Source organism: Gilliamella sp. wkB195, from assembly GCF_001690445.1.
Lineage (GTDB): Bacteria > Pseudomonadota > Gammaproteobacteria > Enterobacterales > Orbaceae > Gilliamella > Gilliamella apicola_E.
Genome location: NZ_LZGP01000025.1, coordinates 70,345 through 83,448, shown reverse-complemented (window position 1 = coordinate 83,448; position 13,104 = coordinate 70,345). Strand labels below are relative to the sequence as shown.

General features: G+C 34.1%; 14 protein-coding genes. 9 read left to right on the top strand and 5 right to left on the bottom strand.

All coding sequences use genetic code 11. The features are described from left to right. Position 1: 1 nt before the first annotated feature. From nirD to cysG, 3 genes are all read left to right on the top strand, one after another. Positions 2-334 carry a nitrite reductase small subunit NirD gene (gene nirD / locus A9G08_RS06525; protein WP_065562923.1) on the top strand — a complete coding sequence of 111 codons (333 nt, stop codon included), beginning with the start codon at positions 2-4 and terminating at the stop codon, positions 332-334. Positions 335-356: 22 nt separating this feature from the next. Beyond that, on the top strand, positions 357-1,124 hold the full coding sequence (gene nirC, locus A9G08_RS06520; RefSeq protein WP_065562922.1) for a nitrite transporter NirC: 768 nt from the start codon (positions 357-359) through the stop codon (positions 1,122-1,124). A 111-nt stretch (positions 1,125-1,235) separates the two neighbouring features. Beyond that, on the top strand, positions 1,236-2,609 hold the full coding sequence (gene cysG / locus A9G08_RS06515; RefSeq protein ID WP_065562921.1) for a siroheme synthase CysG: 1,374 nt from the start codon (positions 1,236-1,238) through the stop codon (positions 2,607-2,609). A 37-nt stretch (positions 2,610-2,646) separates the two neighbouring features. Here the strand turns inward: cysG and narL are convergent, their stop codons facing one another. After that, the gene (gene narL / locus A9G08_RS06510) at positions 2,647-3,300 is read right to left on the bottom strand and encodes a two-component system response regulator NarL (RefSeq protein ID WP_065562920.1); all 654 of its coding nucleotides are present in this window, start codon (positions 3,298-3,300) and stop codon (positions 2,647-2,649) included. 3 nt (positions 3,301-3,303) lie between these two features. Next, positions 3,304-5,112 carry a nitrate/nitrite two-component system sensor histidine kinase NarX gene (gene narX / locus A9G08_RS06505; protein ID WP_065562919.1) on the bottom strand — a complete coding sequence of 603 codons (1,809 nt, stop codon included), beginning with the start codon at positions 5,110-5,112 and terminating at the stop codon, positions 3,304-3,306. 232 nt (positions 5,113-5,344) lie between these two features. On the opposite strand from narX, the gene rplU reads away from it, so the two are divergent. From rplU to cgtA, 4 genes are all read left to right on the top strand, one after another. After that, positions 5,345-5,653 carry a 50S ribosomal protein L21 gene (gene rplU / locus A9G08_RS06500; RefSeq protein ID WP_065562918.1) on the top strand — a complete coding sequence of 103 codons (309 nt, stop codon included), beginning with the start codon at positions 5,345-5,347 and terminating at the stop codon, positions 5,651-5,653. Between the two features lie 15 nt (positions 5,654-5,668). After that, entirely contained in the window at positions 5,669-5,929 is a 261-nt protein-coding gene (gene rpmA / locus A9G08_RS06495; protein ID WP_034883716.1) for a 50S ribosomal protein L27, read from the top strand. Positions 5,930-6,015: 86 nt separating this feature from the next. Beyond that, entirely contained in the window at positions 6,016-6,996 is a 981-nt protein-coding gene (locus tag A9G08_RS06490; RefSeq protein WP_065562917.1) for a DMT family transporter, read from the top strand. Continuing rightward, positions 6,980-8,143 (top strand): Obg family GTPase CgtA, encoded by a 1,164-nt coding sequence (gene cgtA / locus A9G08_RS06485; RefSeq protein WP_065562916.1) that lies wholly within the window; start codon positions 6,980-6,982, stop codon positions 8,141-8,143. Before A9G08_RS06490 ends, cgtA begins: the two co-directional genes overlap by 17 nt. Before the next feature lie 333 nt (positions 8,144-8,476). Here the strand turns inward: cgtA and A9G08_RS06480 are convergent, their stop codons facing one another. Genes A9G08_RS06480 through nth form a run of 3 tightly spaced genes read right to left on the bottom strand, consistent with a single transcriptional unit; the run spans position 8,477 to position 10,045 of the window. Continuing rightward, on the bottom strand, positions 8,477-8,836 hold the full coding sequence (locus A9G08_RS06480; protein ID WP_065562915.1) for a hypothetical protein: 360 nt from the start codon (positions 8,834-8,836) through the stop codon (positions 8,477-8,479). A gap of 33 nt (positions 8,837-8,869) precedes the next feature. Then, complete coding sequence (gene smrB / locus A9G08_RS06475; RefSeq protein WP_065562914.1) at positions 8,870-9,400, bottom strand: endonuclease SmrB; 531 nt, start codon at positions 9,398-9,400, stop codon at positions 8,870-8,872. A gap of 6 nt (positions 9,401-9,406) precedes the next feature. Further along, positions 9,407-10,045 (bottom strand): endonuclease III, encoded by a 639-nt coding sequence (gene nth, locus A9G08_RS06470; RefSeq protein ID WP_065562913.1) that lies wholly within the window; start codon positions 10,043-10,045, stop codon positions 9,407-9,409. A 256-nt stretch (positions 10,046-10,301) separates the two neighbouring features. Here nth and putP point away from each other — a divergent pair, with 256 nt between their 5' ends. Then, positions 10,302-11,789 carry a sodium/proline symporter PutP gene (putP, locus tag A9G08_RS06465; protein ID WP_065562912.1) on the top strand — a complete coding sequence of 496 codons (1,488 nt, stop codon included), beginning with the start codon at positions 10,302-10,304 and terminating at the stop codon, positions 11,787-11,789. Positions 11,790-11,830: 41 nt separating this feature from the next. Beyond that, entirely contained in the window at positions 11,831-13,102 is a 1,272-nt protein-coding gene (gene tyrS, locus A9G08_RS06460) for a tyrosine--tRNA ligase (RefSeq protein WP_218058428.1), read from the top strand. Positions 13,103-13,104 lie beyond the last annotated feature (2 nt).

The following is a 13,104-nucleotide window of genomic DNA, read 5'->3' as shown; positions in this document are numbered from 1 at the left end:
TATGAGTCAATGGGTAACTATCTGTAAAATTGAAGATATTTTTCCTGAAACAGGAGTTTGTGCTTTAGTTGGTAAAGAGCATGTCGCTGTTTTTCGTCCTTTTCATTCTGACGAGCTTTATGCGATTAGTAATATTGATCCTTTTGCTAATGCTAGTGTGCTTTCTAGGGGGATTATTTGTGAGCATGAAAATGAATTATGGGTTGCTAGTCCTCTGAAAAAACAACGCTTTCGTTTAAAAGATGGTTATTGTTTTGAAGATGCAAGTTATTCCATCGCACACTATGAGGTCAAAATTGATAATGATGGATTTGTTAAAGTTAAATTTAACTAATAAATAAAAATAGGAATAATAAATGTATACAGAAACAATTAATAAATGTGCTGTTAATGCAGCACGTATTGTTAAATTAGCTAAAACCAATCCTATAGGGTTTTGGCTAAGTTCTGCTATGGCTGGTGCTTATGTTGGTCTGGGTATCATATTAATTTTTACTCTGGGTAATTTGCTTGATGCATCAGTTAGACCTTTAGTTATGGGAGCAACATTTGGAATTGCATTAACTTTAGTTGTTATAGCGGGCTCGGAGTTATTTACTGGGCATACCATGTTTTTAACATTTGGTGTTCAAGCTAAAAAGATTACACACTTTCAAATGTGGTGGGTATTACCACAAACGTGGCTAGGCAATTTACTGGGATCTATTTTTGTTGCTGCTTTATTTTATTGGGCTGCAAGCCCATTATTGGCAACAGATACTTCCCTTATACATACTGCGGCATTAGCAAAAACATCCACTCCCGCAATGGCTCTATTTTTTCGTGGAATTTTATGTAATTGGTTAGTTTGTTTAGCTATTTGGATGGCAAATCGAGTTGAAGGTTCAGCTAAATTTATTGCTATATGGTGGTGTTTATTGGCATTTATTGCTTGTGGGTATGAGCATAGTGTTGCTAATATGACGTTATTTTCTCTTTCTTGGTTTGGAAATCATACTGATGCCTATACTTTAGGTGGTATTGGGCATAACTTGTTATGGGTTTCATTGGGTAATTTAGTATCTGGAGCACTGTTTATGGGCTTAGGATATTGGTTTTCAACACCTAAAGCAGATCGACCTTAATCATTATTGAATAAGGTTGTAATTGTTTAGCTTACTGTTTTTAAGAATTATTGGATTATTAACAGTAAATTTTTTAGATCAATAAGATATTAATGGTTGTTTTTAAAGTCTATGGATTATTTACCTTTATTTTGTAAATTAGAAAACCGTGATTGCTTATTAGTTGGTGGTGGGGAAATAGCCGAGCGTAAAGCTCGGTTATTGCTTGAAGCTGGCGCAAATTTAACTGTCAATGCTCTCGAATTTACTCAGCAATTTGTCTGTTGGCAAGAACAAAAACAATTGGTTTTAATACAAGGTGAATTTGATACACAACTACTCGATAATAAATGGTTAGTTATTGCCGCAACAGATTGTCAACAAACCAATCAGCAAGTCAGTATAGAATCAGAAAAGCGACGTATTTTCTGTAATATCGTTGATTCACCTAAAGGTGCTAGTTTTATTATGCCTTCTATTATTGATCGCTCTCCAATAATGGTTGCGATATCTTCAGAAGGTCATGCCCCTGTATTGGCACGGTTATTACGTGAAAAACTAGAAGCGATTTTACCGCAAAATATTGGCAAACTAGCGAAATATGCTGGTTATTTGCGTAATAAAGTAAAAGCAACTTATCAAAGCATGACTGAACGGAGAAGATTCTGGGAAAAGCTATTTACACATGATAGGTTAGCTCAAGCTATAGCTAATAATGATTCAGAAAAAGTTGAAATGTTAACTAATGAATTATTTGAAGAGCCCGTTGATTATCGAGGTGAAGTGGTTTTAGTTGGTGCCGGTCCGGGTGACCCAGGGTTGTTGACATTAAAAGCTCTTCAACAAATTCAACAAGCCGATATTATTGTTTACGATCGATTAGTATCCGATGAAATAATGAATTTAGCTCGACGAGATGCTCAGCGAATTTTTGTCGGTAAGCGGCCTGGTTTTCATTGTGTGCCACAAGAACAAATTAACCAAATATTACTTGAGCAAGCCCAAAAAGGGTTGCGAGTAGTAAGACTTAAAGGTGGTGACCCCTTCATTTTTGGTCGAGGCGGAGAAGAGCTTGAAACACTATTTGATGCTAATATTCCTTTTTCGTTAGTACCAGGAATTACAGCTGCTTCAGGATGCTCAGCTTATAGTGGAATACCATTAACTCATCGTGATTATGCTCATAGTGTTCGTTTAATTACGGGGCATTTGAAAGATGGCACTCATTTGGATTGGCAAAGTTTAGCTGCTGAAAAACAGACTCTCGTTTTTTATATGGGGTTATCACAAGCAGAAAATATTAAAACACAATTAATTAAACATGGTATGGATAGTAATATACCGGTGGCTATAGTAGAAGAAGGTACAAAAGCCAATCAGAAAGTTGTAGAGGGATTATTATGTGATCTTACTCAACTTGCATTACATGCTTGTAGTCCTAGTTTAATTATTATTGGACGTGTAGTTGCATTACGCAAAAAGTTAAATTGGTTTTCTAAACTTTAATGTTAGATAAAGTGAAGAATGGCATAATTAGTACTAGCTATTCTTTACTTTGTAAATACCATACAGTCATTTCCATTCTAGATTTAAAATTTAGTTTTTTAAATATACTTTTTATATGGACTTTTACTGTGTTTTCGACAATATCTAACTCTTTCGCTATTAATTTATTTGATAATCCTTGAACTAATAAATTAAATATTTCTCGTTCTCTTGGTGTGAGTAAATTAATATTATGGGACTGGCTTGTAGTCGTGCCTCCACCATGACGCATATAATCAAGAATAATAGGTGAAATTGCTTCATCCATGGTGATTTTGCCTTCAGAAATATCTATTAATGCTTTCAGAAGGTTTTCCGGTTCCATATCTTTTAATAAATAGCCATCAGCACCGGTTTTGATAGCAGTAATGATATCTTCTTTTGCATCTGATACAGTAAATATAATGATTCGAGCAGAAATATTTTTTTCTCGTAAATAACGCAAGATTTCTAATCCATTCACATCATTCATATTGATATCTAATAAAATAATGTCTGGATCAAGTGTTTCTGCAAGCATAACCCCTTCTAAGCCAGAGCCTGTTTCACCGATAACCTCAAAATTATTGATTGTTTTTATAAGCTGCTTAACCCCATTTCTTAACATGGGATGATCATCAATAAGTAATATTGAACTTTTAACTTGTTCCATTTGTTATTCTTCTATCATTTTAAATGGGATCATTGTAGTTGCTTTAAACGTTATTACAATCTCAGTGCCTAGATTAGGCTTACTATTAATGGTTAAATTGCCATTTAATATTCCAACTCTATCACGCATAATTATTAATCCATAATGATTATCTTGATTAGCATTATTTTGTAAACCAATACCATTATCTTTTATGCTGACAGTAATAATCTGGTTATCATCAATAGTTAAACTTATTTTAACTTGTGTTGCATTAGCATGTTTATAAATATTATTTAAAGATTCGCGTACACATTGCAATAGATGGAATGCATATTTGCTCTTAATGATATTGAGAGGTAGTTGATATTCAGCTTGTATTTTAAATTTCAATTTTTGATTAAATTCTTCGATCAATTCCATTAAGCTGGCATAAAAACCGGTTTGATTAAGTCGTAAACGAAAAGAAGTTATTAATTCTCTTAATTGAGAATAAGTAATATTAACTTCTGTACGCATAATAGCTAGCAAATCACTACTTGTTTGTGAGGTTAAATCTGGTTGCATTTGTAAGCAACTAAGATGAATTTTTAAACAAGAAAGAGATTGTGCTATAGAGTCATGTAACTCTCTGGCCATTGCTGAGCGCTCTTTCATTAATAGATATTGTTTTTGTTGTTCTATTTGCCTATCAAGCATTAGTGCTGTCGTCATTTGCTCGACTAAGGCTGTAATTAAATTTTCTTGTTCTGCACTTAGATGCATTGTTGATGGTTGTAGAGCAAATAAAATACCAAATTTTTCACCTTTTTCTTGAAGATACCAATAACGTTGAAATCCATTTTCTTGATAAGATTTTGATGGAATAAGGCAAGCGTTACATTCTGAATTTTGGCAATAAGGTAGTCTTTGTTGGTTGGCATAGCTGATTTGTTGATAATGTTCTATATTATCCGACTCATAAAAACGAATTTGAAACTGTGTTAATGGCACTAATTCCTCAAGCTGGCGGAGTATAATTAAAAAGCGTTCACATAATGGATCTGATGTGTGCAGTTGTTTTATAGCTTGATACTGAAACGACAATATTTTATTGATTTGTTGTAATTCGGCAGTTTTTTCTGTGACACGTTCTTCTAATAATTGGTACTGCAATTCAATTTGTTCTGCCATTTCATTGAAGGCTTGCCCCAATAAATCAAATTCGTTCTTTTTACTTTTCTTACTGTTAAATCGTTGGCTAAAGTTATGTTGCGAAATAGATTCAGCCATATTAATTAATTTGCGCCAAGGCGCAAGAAGATAACGACGTAAATAGTAAATTTGCGCAAGAAGAAATAGAACAATAAGAATGATAAAAACAAATTGCAATTGTGATATATAATGGATTTGATTTTCTGTTTTTTGATCAATTTGATGGACTAATTTATCGGTCTGAGTTACAAACTTATCAATTTCATTTTTTATTTCATCTATACTGTTTGCTTGTTTAATTTTGGGGACAATATCAGTTATCCATTGAGACTGTAATTGGTTAAGCTCATCAATTAAATGGTAACGTTCAAATAATTTTAATTGCTCAGAAGACGGAATATCATTAAAAATATTAAGTCGATCATAGTCCTTTTTTTCAATCGGGATCATGGCTAAAAATTGATAGCTTTTCATCCTAATTAAACCCAATTGGTTTATCATATAAGCACTGCCTTTAGTATCATTAGCTACTTGTATTGATAAAAACAAAGCTAATAACGCCATGGCACCTAAAGAAAACATTAAAAGTGTTAAACGATTTAAAATAGATGCACTGTAGCGAAATTTTCTTTTTAGCATATCGATACTCAATATTTTTGTGTTAAATATTGTTTAAATAAATAATAATTTAGCTCTATTGTATCGTGAAAACCGTTGATCAAAGATCTTTTTTATGACTTTTTGCGATCTTTTATTAAACAGCGCTTGCAACAAGCATAAATTTTGCGTAAAATTCACGCCCTATAAGATTAATCAATGCAGACATATATGTTAAATCAGGAATCGTCTGCTTTTTATTGCGGAGTTAAGTATGTACGCAGTTTTCCAAAGTGGTGGTAAACAACACCGAGTTAGCGAAGGACAAGTCGTTCGCTTGGAAAAAATTGAAGTCGAAACAGGTGCAGAAGTTGTTTTCGATAAAGTTTTAATGGTAGCAAATGGTGAAGACATCAAAGTTGGTGCTCCGTTTGTTGAAGGTGCAACAGTTAAAGCAGAGATTGTTGAGCACGGTCGTGGCGAGAAAGTGAAAATTGTTAAATTCCGTCGTCGTAAACACTATCGTAAACAACAAGGTCACCGTCAGTGGTTCACTGATGTGAAGATCACTGCAATCGCTTAATAGGAGTATCGAACAATGGCACATAAGAAGGCTGGTGGTTCATCACGTAATGGTCGTGATTCCCAGAGTAAACGTTTAGGTGTTAAACGTTATGGTTCTCAAGAAGTTCTTGCTGGTAATATTTTAGTTCGTCAACGTGGAACTCAATTCCACCCTGGTACTAATGTAGGTTGTGGTCGTGATCATACCCTATTCGCGTTAGTTGATGGACAAGTTAAGTTTGAAGTTAAAGGACCTAAAAACCGCCGTTATGTTAGTGTAGTTGCTAACAGCTAATAAACCAGCGGTTCATAAGTTATAGAAGCCTCACAGTTATTGTGGGGCTTTTTTCATTTCTTGAAATTTATATAAATTAATTCATTATGATAAAACAGCAAAATGTTAAATTAGGTTTTGCGCTAGCCATGTTGACGTCAGTGATGTGGGGACTCGTGCCAATTGCTATGAAATATGCATTAGTTGTTATTGATCCATTAACGTTAGCTTGGTCACGCTTAAGTATATCAGCAGTAGGTATAACGCTTTGGTTGGCTTATAAAAAACAATTTCCTAATTTGATGATGTTTAAAAAACGACGCCGTTTTATTCTATTAATGATTGCCGGATTTGGTTTATTAGGTAATTTTGCGCTTTTTGCTACAGCTGTTCAGTATTTATCTGCAACTACAGCTCAAGTTGTTGGACAAACTGGCATTGTCATATTTATGATTTCTAGTGCTTTTATTTTCAAAGAGAAATTAAGACCAACACAAATTATTGGTATTACTATATTGTTAATTGGTTTAGCGCTATTTTTTAATGAAAATCTAGCAGATCTCTTTGCCAATATGTCTTCATATGGTATAGGTGTGTGGCTGGCCTTATTAGCCTCTATATCATGGGCATGTTATGCATTAGCGCAAAAAGTATTATTAAGAAAATTAAGAGCAGAGCAGCTACTTTGGTTGATTTATCTTATATGTAGTATCTTTTTATGGCCTCTAGCATCGCCGACTAAAATTGCTAATGCTGATTTTAGTCAATTGTTTGCAATTATTTTTTGTGGTTTAAATACCATTATTGCTTATGGTGCTTTAGTTATGGCAATGGAGCGTTGGCAAGCTGCGCAAGTAAGTGCTATAACAACACTGACACCACTTTTTGCACTGATTTTCTCAGATTTATTTGCTTTACTATGGCCAGAAAAGTTTGTAATGCAATATTTAAATATTATAGGTTATATTGGCGCGGTATCTGTTGTAGCAGGTGCAATGTTTGCAACAGTTGGACATCATTTATGGCAACCTAGAAAGGGCTGGCTGATTAACCGAAAAAAGAGGACAAATAATGAAATTTGTAGATGAAGCTTCAATTCGAGTGGAAGCTGGTGACGGTGGCAATGGTTGTGTTGGTTTCCGTCGTGAAAAATATATACCTAAAGGTGGTCCTGATGGTGGCGATGGTGGAGATGGTGGCGATGTATTTTTTATTGCCGATGAAAATCTAAACACACTCGTGGATTTTCAATTTGAAAAGAACTATCGCGCTGAACGTGGTCAAAATGGACAAGGTTCTGATTGTACCGGCAAGCGAGGTAAAGATATTACCGTTAAAGTACCTGTTGGGACTCGTATCACTGACAAATATACTGGTGAAATTATTGGTGATCTAACTCATCATCAACAAAAAGTTCTTGTGGCTAAAGGTGGTTTTCATGGGCTTGGTAACGCACGTTTTAAATCATCAGTGAATCGCGCACCAAGACAAAAGACTGATGGTACGCCGGGTGAAAAACGTGATGTGCTACTAGAACTTTTACTATTAGCTGATGTTGGTATGTTAGGTTTGCCTAATGCAGGTAAATCAACGTTTATTCGTTCAGTTTCAGCAGCAAAACCGAAAGTCGCTGATTATCCATTTACAACTTTAGTACCTAGTTTAGGGGTAGTTAGAATGGATAATGAGCAGAGTTTTGTTGTTGCTGATATTCCAGGGTTGATTGAAGGAGCATCGGATGGCGCAGGACTTGGTATTCGTTTTTTAAAACACTTAGAACGCTGTAGGATTTTAGTTCATCTAATTGATATTGCACCAATTGATGAATCAGATCCAATTGAAAATGCTAAAGTTATTATTCAAGAACTTCACCAATATAGTGAAAAATTAGCCAATAAACCGCGCTTGTTAGTTTTCAATAAAATGGATGTATTGGGTGAAGAAGAAAGTGCCAAATGTGCAGCAGAAATTGCAAAAGCACTCGACTGGAATGATAAATATTATGTGATTTCAGCAGTTAATCATGAAGGGGTAAAAGCTTTATGTTGGGATCTAATGGACTACATTAATGCGCATCCTCGTGAAGCAGAAGAAGCAGAAACGGCAGCAGAAAAAGTTGAATTTATGTGGGATGATTATCACCAACAAGCGATGGATGAGGCTTTTGATGACGATGATTTTGATGATTGGGATGACAGTGACGAAGAAGGGGTTGAATTTATCTATCAAAAATAGTAATAACCTAAAATAAGTTAAACTTATCATTTCAAATTATCAACTAAAAAATCACCATTACAAAAATACAGGGTGACATAGCCCTGTATTCCTCTCTATTATTCTAACGCTAACACAATGATTTCATATTAAAAAAATTGGTGGTTTACATTTTTCTTTTATTTTTTGAAAAAAGTCAAAAAAAACGCTTGCTTTTAATAATGAGAATTATTATCATTAAGATGTACTTGATTAGAGCGTCGCAAGACTTCTGAAAAAGTATGACATTGCTCACATTGCTTCCAATGTTTGCCAGCCTAGCGCAACTATGCTGGCTTTTTTATTTTAAAGTGATTAAAAATACGATGTTTTGATAACTAATTGATCATCAATGACCATTTTCCATTGACCGTCCTCAAAATAAGGAGGCTTACTTACTTTGAATAAAGAATTTAAACCTAAAACCCCTACTTTAAAATCATCACCAATAAATTCTTGTATCGGCCCTTCAACGCTTTTAGTTACCCCATCTTTTTTATAATTGTAAATAACTTTGGCGTCTTTAGTGATAGTTATCACCATATATTCACCTTGCCATTTGCCAATATAGTTACTTTTTTCTGAAGGAATTGCATCAAGCCCGCCACATGCAGTTATAAAGATAGCAAGTATTAGAAATAAATAAACATGTTTTATTTTTTTTAATAATTTCATTTTTTTATTCCTTATATATTTAAAATTTATTTTTTAGTTATTGATGGTATCAAATAAAATAAGTAATGCTGCACTGCCGCCAAATTCTTTCGGTGCTTGATGAAAACAAATGATATTAGGATGCTGGGCTAACCACATTGGAGTTTGTTTTTTTAATATGTTTTTACCGTGCCCATACATGATGCAAGCGCAATTGGCATTTTCTTTTAAACAAACGGCGATTAATGCTGCTATTTCTTTTTTCGCTTCTTGCAGAGTTAATCCATGTAAATCTAAAAAGAATTCAGGTGCATAAAATCCACGTCGTAATTTTTTCAATTCATTAGGATCTGAGTTTTCACGACTATAACGAATCGGATCTTCTTGTAATAGAGGTTGGTAATCATCAGAAAAGTAAAATTCATTATTTACTTTTTCATGTTGAATTTTTTGATTTTCTATTAGCTTTTGAGATCGTTTTTGAGGTTTATGAATCACAGTATCTTGTTTGAGTTGTTTGGTTTTACCAATACTATTTTTAAACAAGTCTATGTCTTCATGATCTAATATAAATTTATTCGACATTGATTCTTACTCTGGATAAACTTTTTCTTTAAATTCACACAAATCTTCAATAACACAAGAGCCACAACGAGGTTTTCTAGCAATACACGTATATCTACCATGTAATATTAACCAATGGTGACAATTTATTTTGTACTCCTTTGGTACCACTTTTAGTAACTTCTCTTCAACTGCTTCAACGGTTTTACCTGGAGCAAAACCAGTTCGATTACTTACCCTAAATATATGTGTATCGACCGCAATAGTTGGCCAGCCGAAAGCTGTATTTAACACAACGTTGGCTGTTTTTCTACCCACACCAGGTAGCGCAATTAATGAATCAAAGTTTTCGGGGACTTGTCCTTGATATTTATCAACCAAAATCTGACAAGTTTTAATAATGTTTTCAGCTTTACTATTATATAAACCTATTGTGCGAATATAATCTTTTAATTTATCGACGCCTAACGCTAAAATTTGCTCTGCAGTGTTTGCAATCGCAAATAACGGTTTTGTAGCTTTATTAACACTAACATCTGTAGCTTGGGCTGAAAGCACAACGGCAATAAGTAGCTCGAACGGTGTTTGATACACCAATTCTGTTGTAGGATCTTTAATATGATCTTTTAGTCTTTCTAAAATTTGTATTCGTGTTGATTGTTTCACAATATATTATAAACATAAGATGGTTAATTAATATTATATACTTTTATTTTAGATTTAACCGTAGGATCTATTGAGTTTTTATAAAAGTTAAGACTATTAAAAATCTATCTATTGGAAAATAATAAAATATTTTTACTTTTGAATCGTTTTTTCTTTTTTATTTAACATTTACCTGCAGAAATCACCTGCTTTTTAGCATTGGCTTTTTGTGGTAAGCTAGCCAACTATTTTTTTATTTCATCATTCAAGGTTTATTATAAAAATGTCATTACCAATGATTGTCACCTTTGCTGTTTACATATTAGGAATGATTGCTATCGGTTTTTTTGCATTCCGTGCAACGCGAAATTTTGGTGATTACATATTAGGTGGGCGACGTATCGGTAGTGTAGTGACTGCACTTTCTGCTGGTGCTTCAGATATGAGTGGTTGGTTATTAATGGGATTGCCGGGTGCAGTCTTTTTATTTGGTATTTCACAAAGTTGGATTGCAATAGGTTTAATAATTGGAGCTTATTTAAATTGGCTTCTTATTGCGGGTAGGCTAAGAGTTTTTACTGAAATAAATCATAATTCATTAACTTTACCTGATTATTTTTCTCGTCGATTTGATGATAACAGCTCATTACTAAGAATTATTTCGGCAGTAATAATTTTAATCTTTTTCACGATTTATTGTGCTTCTGGTGTAGTTGCTGGCGCTAAATTATTTGAAAGTACATTTGGCCTTAGTTATGGCTGGGCTATGCTTGCTGGTGCAGGAGCAACCATTGCTTATACTTTTATCGGTGGTTTTTTAGCTGTCAGCTGGACAGATACTATTCAAGCTAGTTTAATGATGTTTGCATTAATTTTAACCCCAATCATGGTTATGATAAATGCTGGGGGGTTTTCAGATGCGTTGGCTAATATTCAATCATTAAATCCCGATTATACAAACATCTTTTCACATATGGATTTTATTGCCATAATCTCTTTATTAGGATGGGGACTTGGTTATTTTGGTCAGCCCCATATTTTAGCAAGGTTTATGGCTGCTGATTCACATGAAGTAATGAAAAACGCTCGTCGAATTAGTATGACATGGATGATTTTGTGTTTAGCCGGTGCTATTACAGTTGGTTTCTTTGGTATAGCTTTTTTTGCTAACAATCCAAATTTAGCTTATTTAATTGATGATGGTAAGCATGAACGTATTTTCATCGAATTATCTAAATTACTTTTTAATCCGTGGATTGCAGGTATTTTGCTTGCAGCTATCTTAGCTGCAGTAATGAGTACTTTAAGTTGCCAATTATTAGTTTGTTCAAGTGCATTAACTGAAGATTTCTATCGAGCATTTATCAGACCAAAGGCTAAACAACGAGAATTAGTTTGGGTTGGGCGTGTTATGGTCTTATTAGTTTCAGTTATTGCTATTTTACTCGCAATAAACCCAAATAACAGTGTGCTTGATTTAGTCAGTCATGCTTGGGCAGGATTTGGAGCGGCATTTGGCCCTATTGTTGTATTTTCGGTTTTCTGGGCTCGAATGACTCGCAATGGTGCACTAGCAGGAATGATAACGGGAGCAATTACCGTTTTACTTTGGATAAATTTCAATTGGTTTAATTTGTATTCCTTGATTCCAGGTTTTTTATTTGCGTCAATAGCAATAGTTATTTTTAGTTTATTAGATAAAAAACCAAATGAAATAGTCGAAGATCATTTTGAACAAGCGTATAAAAGATATCATAATAAATAAATGTAATTAAATAGAATAGAAACGTTAATAGGTAAAATATCATGACAAAAAATGTGATCAAACAACTGCAAGAGCGTGGGCTTATTGCTCAACTTACTGATGAAAACGCGCTAATGGAATTAATCGAAAAAAATCCTATTGCGCTATATTGTGGTTTTGATCCAACAGCTGACAGTTTGCATCTTGGTCATTTAGTTCCATTACTTTGTTTAAAACGTTTTCAATTGGCTGGTCATAAACCAATTGCATTAGTTGGTGGTGCAACAGGGCTAATTGGGGATCCAAGCTTCAAAGCCGTTGAACGTAAGCTTAACACTGAAGATACTGTTATTGAATGGAGTGAGAAAATCAAACAACAAGTATCGCCGTTTTTGGATTTTGAATGTGGTGATAATGCAGCTATTGTAGCCAATAACTATGATTGGTTTTGTGGCATGAATGTTTTATCTTTTTTACGGGACATTGGTAAATATTTTTCCGTCAATTCAATGATTAATAAAGAATCTGTTAAGCAACGTATTGACCGCGATGAGTCAGGTATTTCATTTACTGAGTTTTCTTATAGCTTGTTACAATCTTATGATTTTGCAAGCCTAAACCAAGCACATAATGTCGTGTTACAGATAGGTGGTTCTGATCAATGGGGTAATATTACCGCAGGTATCGATTTAACTCGTCGTTTACATCAAAAACAAGTTTATGGTTTAACCGTACCATTAATTACTAAATCGGACGGAACCAAATTTGGTAAAACTGAAAGCGGTGCAGTATGGTTAGATCCTAAAAAAACCAGCCCGTATAAATTTTATCAATTTTGGATTAATACTGCTGATGCCGATGTTTATCGTTTCCTTAAATTCTTTACATTCATGTCATTGGAAGAAATTGATGCATTGGAAGAAGAAGATAAGAATAGTGGCTTAGCCCCTAGAGCTCAATATGTACTTGCTGAGCAAGTTACTCGTTTAGTTCACGGCGAAGATGGCTTAACCGCAGCGAAACGTATCACTGAAAGTTTATTTTCTGGTAAGTTAACTGACTTATCTGAAGCTGATTTTGAGCAGTTAGCTCAAGATGGTATGCCTACATTGGGTGTTGAAGAAGAGCTAGATTTGCAACAAGCAATCGTTAATGCAGATTTTGCACCTTCAAGAGGGCAGGCAAGAACAATGATTGAATCAAATGCTATTTCTGTTAATGGTGAACGTAACTCCACAACAGATTATCGTTTTTCTAGTAGTGATAAACTCTTTAATCGTTATACATTATTGCGTCGAGGTAAAAAATACTACTGCTTACTCATTTGGAGATGATT